23 protein-coding genes are annotated in these 21,072 nt (G+C 41.7%); all 23 read left to right on the top strand.

Translation table 11 applies throughout. The annotated features are described in order from the left end of the window. The first annotated feature begins 138 nt into the window (after positions 1 to 138). The 23 genes from der (at position 139) to ACFQ38_RS14950 (ending at position 21,054) form a co-directional block, all read left to right on the top strand. Entirely contained in the window at positions 139 to 1,449 is a 1,311-nt protein-coding gene (gene der, locus ACFQ38_RS15060; RefSeq protein ID WP_336825170.1) for a ribosome biogenesis GTPase Der, read from the top strand. Between the two features lie 30 nt (positions 1,450 to 1,479). Further along, positions 1,480 to 2,499, top strand: a complete 1,020-nt coding sequence (locus ACFQ38_RS15055) for an NAD(P)H-dependent glycerol-3-phosphate dehydrogenase (RefSeq protein ID WP_381481947.1) — start codon at positions 1,480 to 1,482, stop codon at positions 2,497 to 2,499. A gap of 33 nt (positions 2,500 to 2,532) precedes the next feature. Continuing rightward, the gene (locus ACFQ38_RS15050; protein ID WP_336825168.1) at positions 2,533 to 2,736 is read left to right on the top strand and encodes a DUF2768 domain-containing protein; all 204 of its coding nucleotides are present in this window, start codon (positions 2,533 to 2,535) and stop codon (positions 2,734 to 2,736) included. Positions 2,737 to 2,741: 5 nt separating this feature from the next. Beyond that, positions 2,742 to 3,458 (top strand): hypothetical protein, encoded by a 717-nt coding sequence (locus ACFQ38_RS15045; protein WP_381481945.1) that lies wholly within the window; start codon positions 2,742 to 2,744, stop codon positions 3,456 to 3,458. 89 nt (positions 3,459 to 3,547) lie between these two features. Further along, entirely contained in the window at positions 3,548 to 5,026 is a 1,479-nt protein-coding gene (gene spoIVA / locus ACFQ38_RS15040; RefSeq protein ID WP_336825166.1) for a stage IV sporulation protein A, read from the top strand. An 814-nt stretch (positions 5,027 to 5,840) separates the two neighbouring features. Further along, positions 5,841 to 6,113 (top strand): HU family DNA-binding protein, encoded by a 273-nt coding sequence (locus tag ACFQ38_RS15035; protein WP_147059822.1) that lies wholly within the window; start codon positions 5,841 to 5,843, stop codon positions 6,111 to 6,113. Between the two features lie 175 nt (positions 6,114 to 6,288). Then, entirely contained in the window at positions 6,289 to 6,858 is a 570-nt protein-coding gene (gene folE, locus ACFQ38_RS15030) for a GTP cyclohydrolase I FolE (protein ID WP_336824677.1), read from the top strand. Between the two features lie 65 nt (positions 6,859 to 6,923). Beyond that, complete coding sequence (gene mtrB / locus ACFQ38_RS15025; protein WP_336824676.1) at positions 6,924 to 7,145, top strand: trp RNA-binding attenuation protein MtrB; 222 nt, start codon at positions 6,924 to 6,926, stop codon at positions 7,143 to 7,145. 47 nt (positions 7,146 to 7,192) lie between these two features. Beyond that, a complete protein-coding gene (locus ACFQ38_RS15020; RefSeq protein ID WP_336824675.1) occupies positions 7,193 to 7,927 on the top strand; it encodes a heptaprenyl diphosphate synthase component 1 in 735 nt (244 codons plus the stop codon). Positions 7,928 to 7,945: 18 nt separating this feature from the next. After that, complete coding sequence (locus ACFQ38_RS15015; protein WP_336824674.1) at positions 7,946 to 8,641, top strand: demethylmenaquinone methyltransferase; 696 nt, start codon at positions 7,946 to 7,948, stop codon at positions 8,639 to 8,641. Between the two features lie 26 nt (positions 8,642 to 8,667). Next, positions 8,668 to 9,642 carry a polyprenyl synthetase family protein gene (locus tag ACFQ38_RS15010; protein ID WP_336824673.1) on the top strand — a complete coding sequence of 325 codons (975 nt, stop codon included), beginning with the start codon at positions 8,668 to 8,670 and terminating at the stop codon, positions 9,640 to 9,642. 92 nt (positions 9,643 to 9,734) lie between these two features. Further along, positions 9,735 to 10,181: a nucleoside-diphosphate kinase gene (gene ndk / locus ACFQ38_RS15005; protein ID WP_336824672.1), complete on the top strand. Its 447-nt coding sequence runs from the start codon at positions 9,735 to 9,737 to the stop codon at positions 10,179 to 10,181. A 711-nt stretch (positions 10,182 to 10,892) separates the two neighbouring features. Continuing rightward, positions 10,893 to 11,663 carry a CheR family methyltransferase gene (locus ACFQ38_RS15000; RefSeq protein ID WP_381481951.1) on the top strand — a complete coding sequence of 257 codons (771 nt, stop codon included), beginning with the start codon at positions 10,893 to 10,895 and terminating at the stop codon, positions 11,661 to 11,663. 122 nt (positions 11,664 to 11,785) lie between these two features. Then, complete coding sequence (aroC, locus tag ACFQ38_RS14995; protein ID WP_381481941.1) at positions 11,786 to 12,967, top strand: chorismate synthase; 1,182 nt, start codon at positions 11,786 to 11,788, stop codon at positions 12,965 to 12,967. A 1-nt stretch (position 12,968) separates the two neighbouring features. Then, on the top strand, positions 12,969 to 14,069 hold the full coding sequence (aroB, locus tag ACFQ38_RS14990) for a 3-dehydroquinate synthase (protein WP_381481939.1): 1,101 nt from the start codon (positions 12,969 to 12,971) through the stop codon (positions 14,067 to 14,069). Positions 14,070 to 14,071: 2 nt separating this feature from the next. Continuing rightward, positions 14,072 to 14,437, top strand: a complete 366-nt coding sequence (gene aroH / locus ACFQ38_RS14985; RefSeq protein WP_336824669.1) for a chorismate mutase — start codon at positions 14,072 to 14,074, stop codon at positions 14,435 to 14,437. A gap of 29 nt (positions 14,438 to 14,466) precedes the next feature. Continuing rightward, positions 14,467 to 15,564: a histidinol-phosphate transaminase gene (hisC, locus tag ACFQ38_RS14980; RefSeq protein ID WP_336824668.1), complete on the top strand. Its 1,098-nt coding sequence runs from the start codon at positions 14,467 to 14,469 to the stop codon at positions 15,562 to 15,564. Continuing rightward, the gene (locus ACFQ38_RS14975) at positions 15,561 to 16,676 is read left to right on the top strand and encodes a prephenate dehydrogenase (protein WP_381481936.1); all 1,116 of its coding nucleotides are present in this window, start codon (positions 15,561 to 15,563) and stop codon (positions 16,674 to 16,676) included. The genes hisC and ACFQ38_RS14975 overlap by 4 nt, the downstream gene beginning before the upstream one ends. A gap of 16 nt (positions 16,677 to 16,692) precedes the next feature. Then, a complete protein-coding gene (gene aroA, locus ACFQ38_RS14970) occupies positions 16,693 to 17,985 on the top strand; it encodes a 3-phosphoshikimate 1-carboxyvinyltransferase (RefSeq protein WP_336824666.1) in 1,293 nt (430 codons plus the stop codon). 42 nt (positions 17,986 to 18,027) lie between these two features. Then, positions 18,028 to 19,290, top strand: coding sequence for a tetratricopeptide repeat protein (locus ACFQ38_RS14965; protein WP_336824665.1), 1,263 nt, complete (start codon positions 18,028 to 18,030; stop codon positions 19,288 to 19,290). Between the two features lies 1 nt (position 19,291). Continuing rightward, positions 19,292 to 19,846 carry a ReoY family proteolytic degradation factor gene (locus ACFQ38_RS14960; RefSeq protein ID WP_336824664.1) on the top strand — a complete coding sequence of 185 codons (555 nt, stop codon included), beginning with the start codon at positions 19,292 to 19,294 and terminating at the stop codon, positions 19,844 to 19,846. A 55-nt stretch (positions 19,847 to 19,901) separates the two neighbouring features. After that, positions 19,902 to 20,351 (top strand): DUF2487 family protein, encoded by a 450-nt coding sequence (locus tag ACFQ38_RS14955; protein ID WP_336824663.1) that lies wholly within the window; start codon positions 19,902 to 19,904, stop codon positions 20,349 to 20,351. 199 nt (positions 20,352 to 20,550) lie between these two features. Further along, a complete protein-coding gene (locus tag ACFQ38_RS14950; RefSeq protein WP_336824678.1) occupies positions 20,551 to 21,054 on the top strand; it encodes a QcrA and Rieske domain-containing protein in 504 nt (167 codons plus the stop codon). Positions 21,055 to 21,072 lie beyond the last annotated feature (18 nt).

The raw sequence follows: 21,072 nt of genomic DNA, 5'->3' as shown, positions 1-21,072 counted from the left end.
GCTTTTTCAATTAGAGGTGGGTTTTGTCCCAGCCTCTTTTTTTGTGCTGCGATTCGTTCTGCTTACATGTCTCGCCTTTAGACGGCACTGTAGGAATTGTGTATAATACGAAAGAGAATACTAAGAGGGTGTTAATTGATGAGTAAACCAACTGTAGCAATTGTCGGTAGGCCGAATGTAGGGAAATCGACAATATTCAACCGGATTGTCGGAGAGCGTATATCGATTGTAGAAGATGTGGCGGGGGTTACGCGAGATCGCATATATAGTTCTGCAGACTGGCTTTCCCATGATTTTAATTTGATCGACACTGGCGGCATCGATATTGGAGATGAACCGTTCTTAGAGCAAATCCGTTTGCAAGCTGAAATCGCCATCGAAGAGGCGGATGTCATTATTTTCTTAACGAATGGACGCGAAGGTGTTACTGACGCGGATGAACAAGTAGCGAAAATTCTTTATAAAACGAAAAAACCAGTCGTATTGGCCGTCAATAAAATCGATAACCCGGATATGCGGGATATGATTTATGATTTCTATTCATTAGGATTCGGCGATCCATATCCAATATCAGGTTCGCACGGAATTGGTCTTGGAGATTTGTTGGATGCTGTTGCTGAGCATTTTCCCGAAAAAGGGGAAGTTGACGAAGAAGAAGACGTTATCCGTTTTTCATTGATTGGCAGACCGAACGTCGGGAAATCATCGCTCGTCAATGCGCTATTGGGCGAAGAACGTGTCATCGTCAGTGATGTAGCTGGGACGACAACGGATGCGATTGATACGACATATGAATTCGAAGGGCAAAAGTACAAAATTATTGATACAGCTGGTATGCGCAAAAAAGGAAAAGTATACGAGAATATGGAAAAATACAGTGTCCTTCGTGCATTAAAGGCGATTGACCGATCGGACGTTGTACTGATCGTCTTAAACGGCGAGGAAGGCATCCGTGAACAAGATAAGCGGATTGCAGGGTACGCAGAAGAAGCTGGCAAAGGCATTCTTTTCGTCGTCAATAAATGGGATGCAGTTGAAAAAGATGAAAAAACGATGAATCGTTTTACAGAAGACATTCGAAAAAATTTCCTCTTTCTTGATTATGCTCCGATTGCTTTCGTGTCTGCAAAAACGAAACAAAGGGTAAAAACGCTATTTGACCAAATTCAAATGATAAGCGAAAATCATGCGATGCGTATTCAATCGAGCGTATTGAACGAAGTGATAGAAGATGCAGTGGCGAGAAACCCTGCCCCGTCAGATAAAGGACGCAGACTGCGCATTTATTATGTTACGCAAGTTTCAGTCAAACCGCCGGTATTCATTGTTTTCGTAAATGATCCGGAGCTTATGCATTTCTCTTATGAACGATTTTTACAAAACCGGCTGAGGGAGTCATTCGGATTTGAAGGAACCCCGATCAGGTTAATTACACGCGCACGCAGTTAAGCGGACTCAGTGAATAATGAGGTGAAGACTTTGGAGAAAGTATCTGTATTTGGAGCGGGAAGCTGGGGAACAGCCATTGCATTCGTTTTGTCCGACAATGGACATAATTGCATGCTTTGGACAAGAAAGCCCGATCAATGCAGGGAAATAAACGAGCAGCATACAAATGAAATGTATTTGCCAAAAATAGAGCTGCCGACTAATTTACATGCAGTGACTGATGTACGGGAAGCTGTTACTCACAGCGATGTTTTGATCATCGCTGTTCCAACAAAAGGAATTCGAGAAATATGTGGACAGCTAAATCGATTAATAAACGAACCGAAGTTAATTGTTCACGTCTCGAAAGGAATCGAGCCGGATTCGTTGAAACGGATTTCCGAAATGATCGAGGATGAAATTGATCCGGAAAAAAGAAAAGCGATTGTTGCTTTATCAGGTCCAAGCCATGCCGAGGAGGTTGTCCTCCGTCATCCGACAACGATTACGGCAGCATCTCTGGATGCCGAAGCAGCTATTAAAGTACAAGATCTTTTTATGAACAATTATTTTCGTGTTTACACACATGATGATCTTATAGGTGTGGAAATTGGCGGTGCTTTAAAAAATGTTATCGCATTAGCTGCGGGAATATCGGACGGTTTGAGCTATGGGGATAACGCGAAAGCAGCGCTCATTACAAGAGGACTGGCCGAAATAACCCGTCTTGGCATGAAGATGGGTGCGAATCCATTAACATTTTCGGGATTGACAGGGCTCGGCGACCTTATCGTCACATGTACAAGTATCCACTCAAGGAACTATAAAGCTGGAAACTTGTTAGGACAAGGCAAGACATTAGACGAGGTCATTTCTGGGATGGGTATGGTCATAGAAGGCATCCGTACAACGAAGGCAGCACATCAGCTTGCTGTTCGCCATGGAGTATCCATGCCATTGACCGAGGCACTCTATACGGTGCTGTTCGAAGGAGAAACGCCTAAACAAGCTGTAGATCAGTTAATGGGCCGAACGAAAAAACAGGAGATTGAAGACATATTTTATAAATAATCGATGTGTTGTTAGTTGGAAAGGATGATTGATTTGTCCTCTATGGATAAAATGTGGCTATCGTTTTATGCAATGGGTTTCATGGTCGTTTCCATGGGGCTCATCCATGTTAGCCGACATAAATTGAAAAATAGATTATTAAAATTCCTATTTGCATTAATTGCGTATGCTCTATTACTCTTTTCATTTTTGGCAATGATTTATATTGTATTCAGTGGGCCGACAGGGAGGGGGTAAATGAGATGTTCCGAAAAAGATTTGCGGTCATGTCAATGTTATTTTTCACTATTATTTTGTCAGGATGCATGTATCCAAAAGATGAGAAAGTGACACGAGAAAATCCGTACGAAGATCAATTAGAGTCAGTCCAAAAGGCTGTCGATGCGTTTAAAGAAAATAGTGGCGGTTTGCTTCCGATTAAAACGAGAGAGCAAGAAACGGATCAATATATTAAATATCCAATCGAATTTTCACAAATTGTACCTGCTTATACAGAAAAAATCCCGTCTAACGCATATGAAGTCGGCGGTATTTTCCAATATGTTTTAATGGACGTAGAGGAGAATCCTACAGTGAAACTTGTAGACCTTCGAATAGCTGAGAGGATTCGGGAATTAAACATAAGAAAGACAGTGAACGGCAGTGTGCCATTTAAAGATCCGGTTGGAGAAGCGGTTTTTGAAATTGATTATGAAAAAATGGGCTTCAAAGAGCCGATTAAAGTGGAGAGCCCTTATTCGGATGCATTGTTGCCGATTGTCATTGGAGGCGACGGGAACTTCTATGTAGACTATTCAATTGATTTAAACAGGATTTTACAAGAGGAAAAGCCATCTGTCGAACAAGGTGAAGATATTCGCCATTTGCTTTCCGATGAGTATCCGATTTTGCCTGCTTACTCCTTGCCATACACAGTTAATGAAAAAAATGAGCCTATTTTCATGAAAAAAGGCAAATAATCATTGCGATATAAAAACGTTTCGTGCTTTTAGCATGAAACGTTTTTTTTTATCATAAACTAATATGCGCAAAAAAAGGAGGGCTACGCATGAAAGAAGAGTTATATGAAAACTTAGCTAGACGAACGGATGGGGATATTTATATAGGTGTTGTCGGCCCTGTTCGTGTCGGGAAATCTACATTTGTGAAACGGGTGATGGAAGAGGTCGTCATTCCGAATATGTCAGATGCGGGTGATCGGGCCAGAGCACAGGATGAGCTGCCACAAAGCTCACCAGGTCCGATCATAATGACATCTGAGCCTAAGTTTGTGCCAGCGCAAGGGACGTCGGTTTCTATTGGAGATGGCGAACTGTCATTTCAAGTACGGCTGGCAGATTGTGTTGGTTATGTTATTGATGGTGTCAAAGGTTATGAAGATGAAGATGGCCCGAAATACGTCCATACACCTTGGCATAACGAACCTATTCCGTTTGAAGAGGCTGCCCGTATAGGGACCGATAAAGTGATTCGAGACCATTCAACGATTGGAATTTTAGTAACGACAGACGGTACAGTAAATAATATCCCAAGACAGGCTGCTGAAGTTGCAGAACAAGAGATTGTTGGCAAACTAAAAGAAATTGGCAAACCATTTGTAATTGTACTAAATTCTAAAATGCCTGCACATGATCGGACGATCTCATTGCGCGATAAATTGCAGGAAACGCATGGAGTTCCAGTAATTGCCATTAGTGCCGATCAATTAAACGCGCAAGAGATCCAATTAATTTTAAAAGAAGCTTTATATGAATTCCCAATTACGCATATCGATCTGCAAAAGCCTGACTGGATGGACGTGCTCGGACCAGAGCATGAATTGAATGCTGCGATTGACAACGTTATAAACGAAGGCTTTTTGGAAGCATCCAAAATACGAAAAGTTCAAGAGCTTGCTGAAAAGCTCAAAGATGAAAATTATGTTCGCCATGCAGAAGTTGTCGATGTAGATGCCGGAAAAGGAAAAGCAATCGTTAATATCCAAATGGATGAAGAAGCATTCAGAGAGGTATGCGAGAAAATTATGCAACGTGAAATCCGGACTAAAAAAGATTGGCTCGTATTCATTCAAGATGCCGTTAAAGCGAAGAAATCCTATGATATGTATGCGGAGGCTATTGAAACAGCAAAACAGAGTGGCTACGGTGTAGCATTGCCGACAATCGATGATTTCCAGCCATCGCCACCTGAATTGATTAAACAAGATAATTTTTACGGTGTGCGAATGAAAGCATCCGCGCCGTCCCTTCATATCATTAGAATTGATATGGACGCTGAGTTTTCACCATTGATCGGCTCGGAATTCCATAGCCATCATTTGCTGAAGGAATTGAAGAATGCCTACTTACATGATCGAGATGCATTATGGCAAACTCAATTGTTCGGCACTCCACTCCATGAAGTGATGAAAGAAAGTATCCGCTTTAAAACTTCCTCAGTGCCGCCAAATGCTCGAAAACGGTTAAGGGAGACGATAGAGCAAATGGTCAATGACGGCAATAAAGGAATGATTACCTTCATCGTTTAATCTGTTATATCGAGGTCTTTAATATTTCGGAAAAACTTAGGAATTACGATCCTTTTAGCAAGATTACATCTAAAAATCCTGTCAGCATTTTAGAGACAGATTGTTCATAGAGAAAGGCTATTGCGAAAAGACTTAAAATTCCTTTTGGTTAATGAAGAGCTTTAAATCCTAATCTGTCAAGTGGAAATGCTGTTTTTACTGAAAAAGATCCGTTTTTGACGGGTCTTTTTGTTTTTTTTATAAAATAAATCGAAAAGCGCTTACAAACGTTGATAATATTGTTGCGTCGCGGTTTTGAGTATGTTACTCTTTTTACAGTGTTCAAAGAAAAGCGGAAAACACCGTTAAGCTCAACCGGCCACTGGAAGGCCCGAGAAGAAATGCACGCATTTCGTCCGAGAGCCTGAAGTGGACGCGTGAGCTGGTGTTTGCAGCTGGACAAAGAAAAGCGGAAGGTGGCGTCCAGCCGCGACCGGCGCTGGAGGATGAGAAACTAAAGGCGCTTTTTGCCTTTATTTCTCATTCGAAGCGACCCGAGCGGTTGCCACCTGCAGCTGGACAAGAAAAGCGGAAAACACCGTTAATCTCAACCGGCCACTGGAAGGCCCGAGAAGAAATGCACGCATTTCGTCCGAGAGCCTGAAGTGGACGCGTGAGCTGGTGTTTGCAGCTGGACAAACAAAAGCATAGGACAGCATATAGCTATGACAGTCACTAAAAGGTTCGATAAGAATGCGTTACACTATTGGTGTTCTGAAAAGCGGTTGCCCTATCAAGAAGCGAAATACATTTCCTTTGAGAGGAGGTGAATGGTGTGAACAAAACAGAATTGATCAACTCAGTTGCCGAAGCGGCAGGACTGACTAAAAAAGATGCTACTAAAGCGGTTGAAGCTGTATTCGATACAATCCAATCGACACTTGCAAAAGGTGATAAAGTACAACTGATCGGATTCGGTAACTTCGAAGTTCGCGAGCGTGCAGCACGTAAAGGCCGCAACCCGCAATCTGGAGAAGAAATCGAAATTGCTGCAAGTAAAGTACCTGCATTCAAAGCAGGTAAAGCGCTTAAAGATGCTGTTAAGTAATCTTTGAGTTTACATAGGAGTTCGTTCGTCGATTAACGGATCGGCTGAACGGGCTCCTTTTCTTTCTTATGTTGGCAGCATAATTTTCCTCAAAGTGAGGCGAACTGTACGGAACGAAAGGATTATGCTACTATTTTTGGAGGAAAGATTAGTTTGGGTGGAGGAGGATGTCATTATGACAGAGATGGATCTTGGCAAAATAGAAAAAGCCGTTACTATGATCCTTGAAGCAATCGGGGAAGACCCGGATCGGGAAGGTTTGCTTGAAACGCCGAAACGTGTTGCTAAAATGTATGCAGAAGCATTTGAAGGTTTGAATAAAGATCCAAAAGAGTATTTCGAAACAGTTTTCCATGAAAATCATGATGAAGTCGTATTGGTGAAGGACATACCATTCCACTCAATGTGTGAGCACCATTTAGTGCCGTTTTTTGGGCATGCACATATTGCTTATATACCACGCAATGGTGTTGTTGCCGGTTTAAGCAAGTTAGCACGTGCGGTCGAAACGACAGCAAGGCGCCCTCAGTTGCAGGAACGGATTACATCGACTGTTGCAAATGCAATGATGGACATGCTCAATCCAATCGGTGTATATGTCATTATCGAAGCTGAGCATATGTGCATGACGATGCGCGGCATTAAAAAGCCGGGCGCTAAAACTGTTACGACAGTGGCACGGGGCATCTATGAACATGATGATGTGAAAAGAGCAGAAATTCTGTCTCTTATAAAGTCGGTTTGAGGCTTTGCCGACAGCTTCAACTCTATGATATGATGGATTGTATATGAATGACAGGAGTGGTTTACATGACTCAACCTGATTATATTATTATAAAAGCGCTGGAAGACGGTGTGAATGTCATCGGTTTGACACGAGGGAATGATACAAAATTCCATCACACAGAGAAATTGGATCGAGGAGAAGTCATGATCGCCCAATTTACTGAGCATACCTCTGCCATGAAAATTCGTGGTAAAGCGGAAATTCACTCCTCACACGGTGTCGTTTCCAGTGAAGGAAAAGAATGATTTGTGAAAAGATGCTTTCTCTTAGCTCTTTGATTGGAGATCCGAAGATGGACAGACAAACGATAAATCGAACGATACAAAACTATATACAGTACGTCGAAAATGCCATTCGGGAACCGATTGTGGAAAAAGCGCTTGGAAAGGCATCGATCGACGAGGTAAAAGCATTTTTCATGCTTTTACCACATTTAAACGGGGAAACATATTCGAAGCAAATCGAAGTATCTGCTGTTGCTGTCGGGGCAGTGCACGCCGCTTTCGCTGTCCATGATAAGATCAATTTAACGAATGCTACTTCGCAGGAACAGCAGCTGATGGTACTCTCGGGAGATCATTATAGCGGTATACATTATCGGTTGCTTTCTTCTCTGCCGGATTTTGCGTTCATTCGTTCAATGTCGGAAACAATTGGACATATTAACGAAACGAAAACGAATATGATGAGATTCCCTATTACAGATAATAATGAACTTCTTAATATCGTTACGACTATAGAAGCGGCATGCGTAGCAGTTTTTTATCGCACATATGGTTTTGAACAGTATCGAAAAATAGCGGAAACTGCTTTGTCGCTGCATTGTTTTAATAAAAAATTGAGCGTGGAACCGTATGCAAAGCTCGATTGCAATGAAAACAATAATCATATAGGACAACTTGAGCAAATTGCTTCAACGTTGGCGGAAACTTTGCGATCTGAAATGGAAAAGGCTGACTTTCTTCAACCTTTCCTTAAGCGCGAAATCCAAAGCTTGACTGCACCTTTATTAGGCAAGCTGATATGAAGAAAAGAGGGATTGCTTTTGGCGACACCAAAAGAACAAAAAGTCCATCATGTATTTGAAAAAATAGCTGTTGACTATGATAAGATGAATTCGGTCATCAGTTTTAACCAACATAAAAAATGGCGCAATGATATCATGTTGCGAATGGATGTCAAGGAAGGTTCAAAGGCATTGGATGTTTGTTGCGGAACTGCTGATTGGACAATTGCACTTGCAGAGTCGGTCGGTACTCGAGGTAGCGTAATTGGACTCGATTTTAGTGAAGGGATGCTTGCTTCAGCAAAACCAAAGGTAGAAAGCTATCCAATGATTGAACTGATCCAAGGGAATGCCATGGAATTGCCTTTTCCTGATAACTCCTTTGATTATGTGACAATCGGTTTCGGCTTGCGAAATGTACCGGATTATGCAACTGTGTTGAAAGAAATGCACCGAGTGTTAAAACCGGGTGGTATGGCGGCGTGCTTGGAAACTTCTCAAACTGAGATTCCGGTTTATCGACAGCTATTCCGTTTTTATTTTAAATATATCATGCCGTTATTCGGTAAAATCTTTGCGAAGAGTTATAAAGAATATTCGTGGCTACAAGAATCCGCAGACGATTTTCCGGGTGTCAAGCAGCTGTCTCAAATGTTTGTAGACGCTGGATTCAGTGAAGTTTCCTATAAAAAATATAGCGGCGGCGCAGCAGCCGGACATATAGCATTCAAATAAAACGTAAGCAGGGGAAGGTAATTGTCTTGGAGAAATTGAAGTTAATGTCACTTTACGCAGACTTCCGTAAGGATCTTGCATTTATCGAAAGGGAACTTGAACAATCCGTTGACTCCTCTTCCCCGATCATTCGGCAAGCCTCTCTCCTTTTGCTGCGGGCAGGAGGGAAAAGGATTCGGCCGATCTTTGTCATACTATCCTCTAAATTCGGTGACTATTCGATGGAGAAAGTAGCGAAAGTCGCCGTTTCGCTTGAATTGATTCATATGGCTTCCTTAGTCCATGATGACGTAATTGATGACTCCGATAAACGACGGGGTTTTAAAACTGTCAAAGCGAAATGGGATAATCGTATCGCTATGTATACCGGAGATTATATCTTTTCACGGGCCCTAATGTCGATTGGTGAAATCGAGATACGTGAAGTTCATCAATTATTGGCCGAGACGATGTTAGAAATTTGTAAAGGGGAAATCATTCAAATTGATTTTCAAAAGAAAGTGGATCAAACTTTCCGCGATTATTTGCGACGCATAAAAAGGAAAACAGCCCTTTTGCTTTCTTCAAGCTGTGAATTGGGTGCATTAGTATCCAATGCTTCTCCTGACGTTGTACGTAAATTACAAAGGTTTGGATACTTTGCAGGAATGGCTTTCCAAATTGTCGATGATATTTTGGACATTACATCTACAGATGAAAAATTGGGCAAGCCAGCAGGCAGTGACTTGTTGAATGGCCATTTGACACTTCCGACTTTATACATAAAGGATGAAAAGGAATTCCAACCATTCTTGCAACGGTCCTTTGACGGTACTTTGACGGAAGAGGAACGTGCTGAAATGATCAAGTATATCCGAAAATCGGGCGCTATTGAAAGAGCTCAGCGTGTAAGCGACCTCTACTTGAAAAAGGCAATCGATGAATTGGAAAGTTTGCCGGAAGGGGAAGCGAAGTCTGCCTTGTTGAAAATCGCGGAATTCTTAGGGAAAAGAAAGTATTGACAGGCCGGATCATAGTTGAAAGATCGAGGCTTAGGTGGTACGATCAGTAAGGAGAAAATTCCATACATACAATTGAAGGAGTGTTAATAGAAATGGAAAGAACATTTTTAATGGTCAAGCCTGATGGTGTACAAAGAAACTTGATCGGTGAAATCGTAAGCCGTTTTGAAAGCAAAGGATTTACACTTGTTGGCGGTAAATTAATGCAAATTTCTCAAGAACTTGCTGAACAGCATTATGGCGAGCATAAAGAGCGTCCTTTCTTCGGAGAACTGGTTGAATTCATCACTTCTGGACCTGTTTTTGCGATGGTTTGGGAAGGTGAGAATGTCATCTCTACTGCACGTCTAATGATGGGTGCAACGAATCCTAAAGAATCAGCTCCAGGAACAATCCGTGGTGACTTCGCTGTTACTGTGGGCAAAAACATCATCCACGGGTCTGACTCTCCAGAATCAGCCGTTCGTGAAATTGGCTTGTTCTTTAAAGAAGAAGAACTTATCAGCTATGATAAATTGATGAACAACTGGATTAACTAATTTCATCCTATTTGTTCAAAGTGATCACGTACTATAGTGGCGTAATGAATGTTCTTTCAAGAAGAACTTTTAGCGGCTATTTTGTCCGTTCATTTGAACATGCACTTAAACAGCCAAGCGGTTATTTCCGCACGGCTGTTTTTATCTTTCTCCAGCAAAATATTTAATACCTACCTTGATATCCGTATATTGAATGCATACAAGCTAGAGCGGCACCCCTCCTATACCGGTAAGTAGTAGGTATAATGATCCATTCTCTTTTGCGATCTTGTGGCTTTGACATGCGATATTTTGAACAAAAAAGAACAATAATTGCGCTTTGACATAATTATTTATACATCCTTACCGTTTATTCGTTATAATAGGTAAAAATGTTTATCTACCTATAACAAATACTTTTCTTTATTTCATAAGAGACTGTAAAAAAAGAAAAATTGCTTCGCTGTACAGCCAGTGTCTTTACTACGGATGGAAGTTGAGGGAAAGGTTAAGAAAGCTTTTGATCTGACCCTAAACGCCATTCTTCGCTTTAAAGACTGCAATACTGGTGAATGTATATTAATAAAGCCTCTGGCGGATGTTAAAGTCTTTGTAGGAGTTTACGAAGAAGCTGTACGTACAGGACGTTTATGGATGCCTTGATACGGAAAGGGTCTTTGGTTGAGATTTGGCTACATATATGCGGAGGCAATTGATTTGGAGGAATGGAGATTGTCGGATTACGCTGAGTTCATCAATAAAATAAAAACAAAAACAGGAATTGATCTGTCGTTATATAAGGAAGCGCAGATGAAAAGAAGACTTACTTCCCTTTATGAGAAGAGAGGGTACCGCAATTTTACGGAATATTACCAAGCCATACATACAAGTAAAGAGTTGTTAGATGAATTCCTCGATCGGATGACGATCAATGTTTCAGAGTTTTATCGGAATGGGCAGCGCTGGGATGTGTTGGACAAAAAAATATTCCCGATGCTTTTATCGAAAAACAAGAGACTGAAAATTTGGAGCGCGGCTTGTTCGACTGGAGAAGAGCCGTATTCTCTTGCAATGGTGCTATCTTCGCATATACCAGTGAGGGATATTTCCATTTTAGCGACCGATTTGGATGCTGGCGTATTGGAAAGGGCCAAGGTCGGTCTTTACGCAGATCGATCATTGAAAGAAGTACCGAAGCCGGTTTTATCCCGTTATTTTGTAAATGAAGGGCATCATTATCAAGTGACGGATGAAATTAAACGGACTGTGGAATTCAAGCAGCACAATTTATTGAATGATCCATACGGTTCAGGTTTTGATTTAATCGTTTGCCGAAATGTCATGATTTATTTTACAGAAAAGGCAAAAGACCAAATTTATATGAATTTTTCAAAGGCATTAAAACCCGGCGGCATTTTATTCGTCGGCAGCACCGAACAAATTTTCAACCCTTCCAAATATGGATTTGAATCGGAAGAAACATTCTTTTATAAGAAAATTTGATAGAAAGGAACGAATAGTTGTTTTTTTCTTTAGAAACTATGGTCAAATTCGCTTCATTTTGGTAAAGTGCTATGAAACGGATGTAAACAATCCTTTTATAAAGAGACAGAGGAGGAAATGAAATGAGGTTTTTTACAGCCGGCGAATCGCATGGCCCTCAACTTACAGCAATTATAGAAGGCTTGCCTGCTCAAATGCCGTTGACAGCGGAAATGATCAATAAAGAATTAAAGAGACGGCAAGGCGGCCATGGAAGAGGCCGCCGCATGCAAATTGAGAAGGACCAAGTCATGATTACGTCTGGTGTCAGGCATGGCAAAACGATCGGATCGCCAGTAACATTAACTGTTGTGAACGATGATTGGAAGCATTGGACGAAAATAATGGGAATTGAGCCATTGCCAGAAGATGTGAACCCTGAAGATATTAAGAGGCGAATCTCCAGGCCGCGGCCAGGGCATGCCGATTTAGTTGGTGGCATGAAATATGGTCACCGGGACTTAAGAAATGTATTGGAACGATCCTCTGCTCGTGAAACGACAATGCGTGTTGCAGTAGGTGCTGTTGCCAAACAATTTTTACGTTTTTTAGGGATCCATACAGTTTCTCATGTAACGGAAATTGGTGGTGTGACAACAGACCAGAAAAGTTACGCTGGAAAATCAGTAGATGAAATACGAACGATCGTAGAAAGTGATCCGGTTTATTGCGCAGATCCGGAAGTTTCAAAAAAAATGGTGAAAGCTATAGACGATATAAAAGAACGCGGCGATACACTTGGTGGAGTTGTGGAAGTAATCGTTGAAGGTTGCCCTCCTGGTATTGGCAGCTATGTGCAATTTGACCGTAAATTAGATGGGAAGCTATCGGGCGCAATGATGAGTATCAATGCGTTCAAAGGTGTGGAATTCGGTTTAGGGTTTGAAATGGCAAAGCGTCCCGGGAGTGAAGTGCATGATGAAATTGCCTACTCTGAAGATCAAGGATATTATCGTAAAACAAATCGTTTAGGCGGTCTCGAAGGTGGTATGACGACGGGCATGCCAATCGTCATCCGGGGAGTCATGAAGCCGATTCCCACGCTCTATAAACCGCTTGAAAGCGTTGATATTGAAACAAAAGAACCATTCGTTGCAACAATTGAGCGTTCGGATCCATGCGCAGTCCCAGCAGCTTCTGTAGTGGCAGAGCACGTTATTGCAACAGAAATTGCGAAAGCGATTATGGATGAATTCCGTTCTGATACGATGGAAGGATTAAAAGAAGAGATGGACCGTTACCGACAATATGTGAGGGAGTTTTGACATGGGAAAGCGGACTGTTCAAATTAAAGGGCATTCATATGATGTTCATATTGACCGCAATGTGTATGATTTGTTTTCAAGCGATTATTACTCCCTAATTACAAATGCGGATCATGTCGGCATCATAGCGGACGAACATGTCGCATCCCTTCATTTGGCTTTACTAAAAGAAGCTCTTAATTCATGCGGTGTACAACCGGTTATCAAGTTAGTCCCCGCTGGCGAGCAATGTAAAACGTTGTCTGTATATGGCGAGTGCCATTCCTTTTTTTTAAAAGAAGGTTTTACTCGGAATTCCATATTAATTGCATTTGGAGGCGGCGCGGTAGGCGACTTGACAGGATTTGTCGCAGCAACTTTCATGCGTGGAATTCGATTCATTCAATGTCCGACGACGATTCTGTCGCATGACAGTGCGGTTGGGGGAAAGACAGCGATTAATATGCCCGAAGGAAAAAATATGGTTGGTTCTTTTCATCAGCCTTCCGCTGTTTTATTTGAAACAGCTTTATTCGAAACGTTACCCCCTCGAGAAGTGAGATCTGGCATGACTGAGCTCATCAAACATGCGTTTATCTCAGACGCTGCATGGTCAGAAGAACTGCTTTCAAATGACCGATTTTCTTCTCCATCGATTGATTGGCTTTCAAGTGAATTATTAAAAGGGATACAAGTGAAGGCGGATATTGTTGCTGAAGATGAATTTGAATATGGTAAACGCAAATTTTTAAATTTCGGTCATACATTTGGGCACGCAGTTGAAGCGGTTTGCGGTTTTGGAGGCCTTAGTCATGGAGAATCGGTCATGATTGGCATGGCCTATAGCCTTCTATTAAGCGAAAATTTTAGTGAAATTAATTCTTCAATTACAAATCGCTTCATTCGTTTTTCATTGTCAAATGGGTATTCATTTGCCCCAGTACGATCATTCAAATTCGAAGACTTTTTACAATATATGAAAAAAGATAAGAAAGCTTCATTTGGCCAGTTAAACTTTGTATTACTCAAAAATTTTGGCCATCCATTTGTCCAGGCAGTTACAGAAGAGGAATGCGAAAATGCATTCTATGAACTACAAAAGAGAGTCGAAATGGAGGAGTGACTATGACGGTACGTGGAGTCAGAGGAGCAACGACAGTAGAGCTGGACGAGGCGCAAATTGTACATGATGCGACTGAAGCTTTAGTAATCGAAATGGCAAATGCGAATAAAGTGGCACCAGAGGATATTGTCTCAGTCATTATATCGACAACAACAGATATCGCTTCAGCTTTTCCTGCAAAGGCGGTTAGGTCGATTAAAGGGTGGAAATATGTCCCTGTCATGTGCACCCATGAAATGAATGTGATAGATGCTATGCCTTTTTGTATCAGAATATTGATGCATATTAATACTGATGCCACGCAAAAGGAAATCCAACATATCTATCAAAAGGATGCCGTGAAATTACGTCCAGATCTACAAAAATAAACGATTCATTTTGGCCGGAGGGGATACATATGAAATGGAAACAAGTTTTACGGGAAATGAAGCCGTACAAACCCGGAAGATCAATTGAAGAAGTGATGGAAACTTACAATTTGACAGAAGTTGTTAAATTGGCATCAAATGAAAATCCATACGGCTGTGCAAAATCTGTAAAAGAGTTTTTAAACAGTTCTACGTTGCGCTTTGAGATTTATCCCGACGGAAATGGGGGAACACTTCGCAAAAAACTTTCTGAAAAATATGGCGTGGATGAAGAGGCGATCTTGTTTGGCAATGGTTCAGACGAAACGATTTCCATTATCTCACGCGCTTTATTGGACAAAGGTTCACATGCCATTATGGCAACGCCTACTTTTCCACAATATGCACATAATGCGAAAATCGAAGGTGCAGCCATTAGCGAAATTCCTTTAGTTGATGGTCAACATGATTTGCCGGCTTTCCTTGAAGAGATTACAGATCAGACTGCTGTTATCTTTGTTTGTAATCCAAACAATCCGACCGGCAACTTGATCCCTAAAAAGAATCTGATTTCGTTTATAGAGAAAGTGCCGGAGCATATACTTATCGTTTTGGATGAAGCTTATATCGAATTTGTGACAGAGCCTGATTATGTTGATTCTATTAGCTTATTGAAACGATTCCCTAACATTCTCATCATGCGGACTTTTTCCAAAGCTTATGGGTTGGCGTCCTTCAGAATTGGCTATGCGATTGGCTCACCTTCTGTAATAGAACCGTTAAATAAAGTCAGAAACCCATTCAACAACAACTCATTGGCGATCACTGTTGCGGAAAAAGCGCTTGAAGACGAAGCTTTCATTGACTCATGCCGTCTTCTGAACGCTGAACAAAGAGAACGGTTTAAACAGTATGCAGCACAAAACAGCTTGAATTTGTTTGATTCGCAAACGAATTTTGTTTTGATTGAAGTTCCTATAGATGCAGATGAAGCCTCTGAGTTTCTATTGGAAAAAGGTTTTATCGTTCGGAGTGGAAATGCGTTAGGCACTCCACATCATGTAAGAATAACGATCGGAACAGAGGAGCAAAATAATCGTCTCTTTTCAGCTTTCGATCAATTATTGATGGAAAAGGGTAGAAAATGATGAAGCAGATTGCAATAATTGGATTGGGGCTGATTGGTGGTTCCTTAGGCCTTGCTTTGCGCCGGGGAGGATCGCCCATTCATCTAATCGGTTTCGACCGGTCTTATGCGACGGTTGACGAAGCATACCGACGTGGAATTATCGATGAAGTGGCTCCATCCGCAAAGGCCGCTTGTGAAAAGGCGGATTATATATTTTTTGCAACACCAGTCAATACGACCGTTTCCATATTAAAGGAATCGGTCGATTGGAATTTTAAGGACGATGTAATTATATCTGACACCGGCAGTACGAAAAAGCCGATTATGGAAGCCGCTCAAGCAATTATTGATAAAGGCATTACATTCATTGGTGGCCATCCTATGGCAGGCTCCCACAAGAGTGGGGTTGCCGCAGCTAAAGCGCATTTATTTGAGAATGCTTACTACATTTTGACTCCTGCCGCAGACAGCTATACGGAACAAGTAGAGCAATTAAGAACGTTATTAGCCCCTTCAAAAGGGAAAGTAGTTGTATTGGAAGCTGAAGAACATGACAGGATGACTGCTATTATTAGTCATTTTCCACATATTATCGCTTCAGCGCTCGTTGAACGACTATCCGCACAAGAAGATGAACAGCCATTTGTCAGAAACTTGGCGGCTGGTGGATTTAGGGATTTAACGAGAATCGCTTCTGCAGATCCAACTATGTGGAGAGATATTACAATTCAAAACAGAACCGAATTATTGGCACAGATAGATGGCTGGTTAGATGAAATGCAAAATGTTCGGAATATGCTACTTGAAAATGATCCGGAGCAGATTTATACCTTTTTTGAACGTGCCAAGAACAGCCGCGATGCGCTTCCGTCCACATTTGAGGGGGCAGTGCAAGGTGCGCTATATATGACATTTGATTTGCATATTGATATTCCGGATCACCCGGGAGTGATTTCTGAAGTTACGAAAATTTTAGCTGATGAGCAAATCAGTTTAACAAATATCCGTATTGTTGAAACGAGAACAGATGTATACGGCATTTTGGTCATCAGTTTCCAAAATGCTGATGACCGCAAAAAAGCGAGAGTTGCTCTTTCGAAAGCAACTGACTATAGCATGCATATCATTTGATAGGGAGGATTCTCACATGGTTGGATCACGAACGGTCGAATTCCGTAAACCAGTTTTAAAAGGCGAATGCAAAGTATTGGGAGACAAGTCCATCTCTCACCGTGCAATCATGTTAGGATCGATTGCGAAAGGTAGAACGGAAGTTACCGGTTTCTTATCTGGCGAAGATTGCCTTCGGACAATTGAAATCTTTAAGCAATTAGGTGTCTATATTAAAAGGGAAGGAGAACATGTTTGGATTGACAGTCCTGGCATGAAAAATTGGACAGCACCTGCTGATACTTTGTATGCTGGAAACTCAGGAACGACAGCTAGGCTCATGTTAGGCATTCTTGCCTCCTCGAACGTGAAATCCGTTTTGACCGGAGATGCTTCTTTATCAAAACGACCAATGAAGAGAGTGACAGGTCCATTGCAAAAAATGGGGGCACTCATTCACGGTGATGACTTTTTGCCACTGACGATTACGGGTAGTAAGCTAACGGCAATTGATTATGAGTTACCCGTAGCAAGCGCTCAAGTTAAGTCAGCAATCCTTTTCGCGGGATTGAACGCTGAAGGAATGACAACTGTTAAAGAGATCGATGTTACGAGAGATCATACGGAGCGTATGTTGGCGCAGTTTGGTGCAAATGTGCTACGCTCGGATAAGACTGTGAGCATAGAAGGTGGACAAACACTCCAAGGAAGTAAAGTCGTCGTTCCAGGGGATATTTCTTCCGCGGCATTTTTCATGGTTGCTGCTGCAATGTTAGAAGGTAGCTCAGTCGATTTTATCAATGTCGGATTAAATCCTACTCGTACCGGAATTATTGACGTTTTAAAAGCGATGGGCGCAAAAGTTGTAGTAACGGATCGAAATGGTGATGATGGCGAACCATTTGGCAATGTAAATGTAACGGCGGATTCATTGCGTGGCATTGAAATCGGTGGGGAGTTAATTCCAAAACTGATTGATGAAATTCCGATCATCGCTCTTTTATCTACACAAGCGAAAGGGAAGACAGTCATTAAGGACGCGGCGGAACTGCGTGTTAAAGAGACGGATAGGATAACGGCGGTAACGGAAGAATTAAAAAAAATGGGCGCTGACATTGAAGCGACGGAAGATGGCATGATTATTCATGGACCAACCGTTTTAAAAGGTGCATCCCTATCTTCCTATGGAGACCATCGAATTGGGATGATGGCAGCTATTGCGGCCTATGTAGCTGATGGGCCAGTGCATATCGAAGATCCAGATTGCATTGCCATATCGTATCCTAATTTCTTTGAACACCTCTACCAACTATCTGCTGTGGAAGAATAATTTTCCTAATGTATACTACATGAAGGAACAGGTGAAAATATGATGCAGTTACATGATTTTGAAAAATCGGTTTTGGATGGTGATATTGAAGCGATTCATGCATTCATCGATCGTGCAGAGCAAGCAGAGGAATATGATTTTTTATATGACGCTGCGACTGTTTTGATTGACTATGGTTTTATCGGTCAAGCCGATCATATTTATGAAGGTTTGCTTAAATTAATGCCTAATGAAGCGCAATTGAAAATTGACAGGGCTGGCACTTTGTTGGAGTTAGGCGAGGAAGATGAGGCATTATTGCTTTTAACAGACATTTCGCCTGATGATGAGGAATATGTGCAGGCGCTTATGGCATTGGCGGATTATTATCAAATGATTGGTATGGCGGAGGCTGCAATGCAAAAAGTGAAGGAAGCCCTTTCGCTATCTCCTTATGAGCCGATTATCCGATTTGCTTATGCCGAGTTGCTATTAGATGCAGGGAGATACTTAGAAGCAGCTACCGGCTATAAAGAACTTCATGATGAAGGGCATAATGAAATTGCTGGAACGAATATCCTTCATCGACTTGCAGAAACATATAGCGCCGGCGCGGCATATGAAGAGGCGCTCCCTTATTATGAGGCGTTGCTGAAAAAAGAAGTATCGCCAGACGCCCTTTTCGGGGCTGCGTTCGCTTATTATCAAAGCGGGCATCTGGAGCGAGCAATCGGATTACTTGATCAGTTGGCGGAAATAGATCCTGACTATTTTTCTGCCTATATGTTGGCGGGGCAAGTTCAAGCGCAGCTTGGAAATGATCAGAAAGCATATGAGTGGTTTCTATCAGGCATTAAAAGGGATGAATTCGATAAGGAGCTCCGTTTGTCTGCAGCTAAATCCGCTTTGAAGTTAGGTATGCCAAACGAAGCAGAGATGCATTTGAAGGAATCTTTGGCGCTCGACCCTGAATACTTAGAAGCACTCATTACACTCGCATCATTGTACAATGAAAGGGAGCAAGATGAAGAATTGCTTCAACTATTGGAAGATGTCGATGCTGACCAATTCGACATTCCGTTAATCGATGCCTTTAAAGCATATGCTTTGGAACGTCAGGAACAATTTGACGATGCATACGTATCTTATAGTAAGGCATATGCTAAGATGACAGATGATCCGTCATTCTTGGATCGCTACATCCGATTTTTATTGGAAGAAGGAAAACGTCAGGAAGCTATCGAAGTAATTAATGAATTATTGAAGCATGGAGAGCATGAAGAATGGACCGTTTTTCTTGAAATGTTGAATGATGAGGAGGTGTGATATGACTGCCGTGATTCCTGTCGCTGCCAAAAAGGATTTTGTACGGTGGTTTTTAAAGCGCTACAAATTAAAGCGCCGGGAATGTGTCTGGATATTGAACTATCTTCTTAGCCATGAACAACTTCTCAAAAATGTCCACTTTACGGATGAAGCTCATTATTGCCCGCGTGCTATGGTGATTTCAACAACGAATTCCGAAAGCATCCCTTTCCGATTTTATAAAGGGAACTTGATGACAGCGGATGCGGAAAAGTCTTTTCATGATTTACGTCTTCATCCGGACGAAAAGATGTTTATTCAATTAAATTTCCCGAACAGCCATGCGTGCCCGGAATATGCAATGGTACGGGAAGAGAATCCTTATTTGCCTGATGAGCTCCAAGTAAGTGCGAGCGATCGAAAAATCGCTGAACGCCTTTTGGAGGAAAGTGTCGTTTCGATGTCACTTGAAATGTTGATGAAACGGGTAGATGAAGCGCTCGATGCAAATGACAGAGAGAGGTTTCTCATCCTATCATCTATGTTGAACGATATGAAAACGACGAAAGAATCGTGACTCCATCGAATAGGTGGAGTCATTTGCATGAGTATTCGGGGGAGAGTGGTTAGATATGAATTGGACAGGCAAGGATATGGATACATACTTGCAACAGAAAGAATATATCGATACGTTAGTGGTTCCGCTTGTAAAAGTGGAGACGAAATCGGATAATATGAAAACAGGTGCATCATCGACAGAATTCATCATGCATTTGACGTCAATGATTGAAATGCAATTTAAAGGTCGTATGATGTTTGCACCGCCATTTGCCTATACACCATTAACAGATCTAAAAACGATGGCTTCTACAACGTTGCAGGCATTTGGTGAAACGCCGTTCAAGCACGTGTTCTTCATAACAACGGATTCGGAGTGGATGTCAATCGAGGTTCCTGGACAAGTTGTTTGGATGCCATCGATACCTCTTGAGAGCATGGATGTGCAATTGCGACAATCCATTTTAGAAGATCAACTGCGACAAATACTGCCTACATTTACGGAAAAATGGTCAGGAAATTAACGTAATGCTGTTCTATTCATCGATAAATAGGAAAAGAAATAAAGATTTCTAATAAAATTCATCAATTGTTCACAATCTCCATTATCGATGGAAAGCATGATTGAATTTAGATTAATATTGATATATCATAGATATGTCCTAGAATTACAATTAGCAATAGTATGTCCGTTGGACTGATTTTGGAGTAAGAGGAGGGAAACTGATGAGCAGCAAAGTGTCAAGACGCCAATTCCTAAGCTACTCACTAATGGGTGTCGGTGGATTTATGGCTTCAGCGATGTTGATGCCAATGGTCCGCTTTGCGGTCGATCCGGTATTGCAACCGAAAGGTGAAGGGGATTTCATTGCAACTCCGCAAAAAGTGGATGAGTTGACAGAAGTTCCAGTCCGTGTTGACTTTACTATTAAGGATCGGAAAGATGCATGGTATAAATCCGATGTATCGAACACTGCTTGGGTCTATAAAGAAGGCGATAAGGTCATCGCACTTTCTCCTGTCTGTAAGCATCTTGGATGCACGGTGAACTGGGAAGGGGATAAACATAAGAATGAATTCTTCTGCCCTTGCCACGCTGGACGTTATGAGAAAAACGGTAAAAACGTAGCAGGAACTCCACCATTGGGACCACTTGATGAGTATTTGGTCGAAATCGTGGATGGCTTCGTCTATCTTGGAAAAACGGTTCCAAACACATTAGTTTAATATGTAAGGGGGTACGAC

This window comes from Sporosarcina contaminans (assembly GCF_042679045.1).
Classification (GTDB): Bacteria; Bacillota; Bacilli; order Bacillales_A; family Planococcaceae; genus Sporosarcina; species Sporosarcina contaminans.
Note: the sequence above shows the minus strand (reverse complement) of the source record. Positions and strands in the feature narration are given on the sequence as shown.

Excerpts from the sequence above, each read along its gene's own strand:
- der (WP_336825170.1), top strand. The coding sequence starts at position 139 with ATGAGTAAACCAACTGTAGCAATTGTCGGTAGGCCGAATGTAGGGAAA.
- ACFQ38_RS15045 (WP_381481945.1), top strand. The coding sequence starts at position 2,742 with ATGTTCCGAAAAAGATTTGCGGTCATGTCAATGTTATTTTTCACTATT.
- spoIVA (WP_336825166.1), top strand. The coding sequence starts at position 3,548 with ATGAAAGAAGAGTTATATGAAAACTTAGCTAGACGAACGGATGGGGAT.
- folE (WP_336824677.1), top strand. The coding sequence starts at position 6,289 with ATGACAGAGATGGATCTTGGCAAAATAGAAAAAGCCGTTACTATGATC.
- mtrB (WP_336824676.1), top strand. The coding sequence starts at position 6,924 with ATGACTCAACCTGATTATATTATTATAAAAGCGCTGGAAGACGGTGTG.
- ACFQ38_RS15020 (WP_336824675.1), top strand. The coding sequence starts at position 7,193 with ATGGACAGACAAACGATAAATCGAACGATACAAAACTATATACAGTAC.
- ndk (WP_336824672.1), top strand. The coding sequence starts at position 9,735 with ATGGAAAGAACATTTTTAATGGTCAAGCCTGATGGTGTACAAAGAAAC.
- aroC (WP_381481941.1), top strand. The coding sequence starts at position 11,786 with ATGAGGTTTTTTACAGCCGGCGAATCGCATGGCCCTCAACTTACAGCA.
- aroB (WP_381481939.1), top strand. The coding sequence starts at position 12,969 with ATGGGAAAGCGGACTGTTCAAATTAAAGGGCATTCATATGATGTTCAT.
- aroH (WP_336824669.1), top strand. The coding sequence starts at position 14,072 with ATGACGGTACGTGGAGTCAGAGGAGCAACGACAGTAGAGCTGGACGAG.
- hisC (WP_336824668.1), top strand. The coding sequence starts at position 14,467 with ATGAAATGGAAACAAGTTTTACGGGAAATGAAGCCGTACAAACCCGGA.
- ACFQ38_RS14975 (WP_381481936.1), top strand. The coding sequence starts at position 15,561 with ATGATGAAGCAGATTGCAATAATTGGATTGGGGCTGATTGGTGGTTCC.
- aroA (WP_336824666.1), top strand. The coding sequence starts at position 16,693 with ATGGTTGGATCACGAACGGTCGAATTCCGTAAACCAGTTTTAAAAGGC.
- ACFQ38_RS14965 (WP_336824665.1), top strand. The coding sequence starts at position 18,028 with ATGCAGTTACATGATTTTGAAAAATCGGTTTTGGATGGTGATATTGAA.
- ACFQ38_RS14960 (WP_336824664.1), top strand. The coding sequence starts at position 19,292 with ATGACTGCCGTGATTCCTGTCGCTGCCAAAAAGGATTTTGTACGGTGG.
- ACFQ38_RS14955 (WP_336824663.1), top strand. The coding sequence starts at position 19,902 with ATGAATTGGACAGGCAAGGATATGGATACATACTTGCAACAGAAAGAA.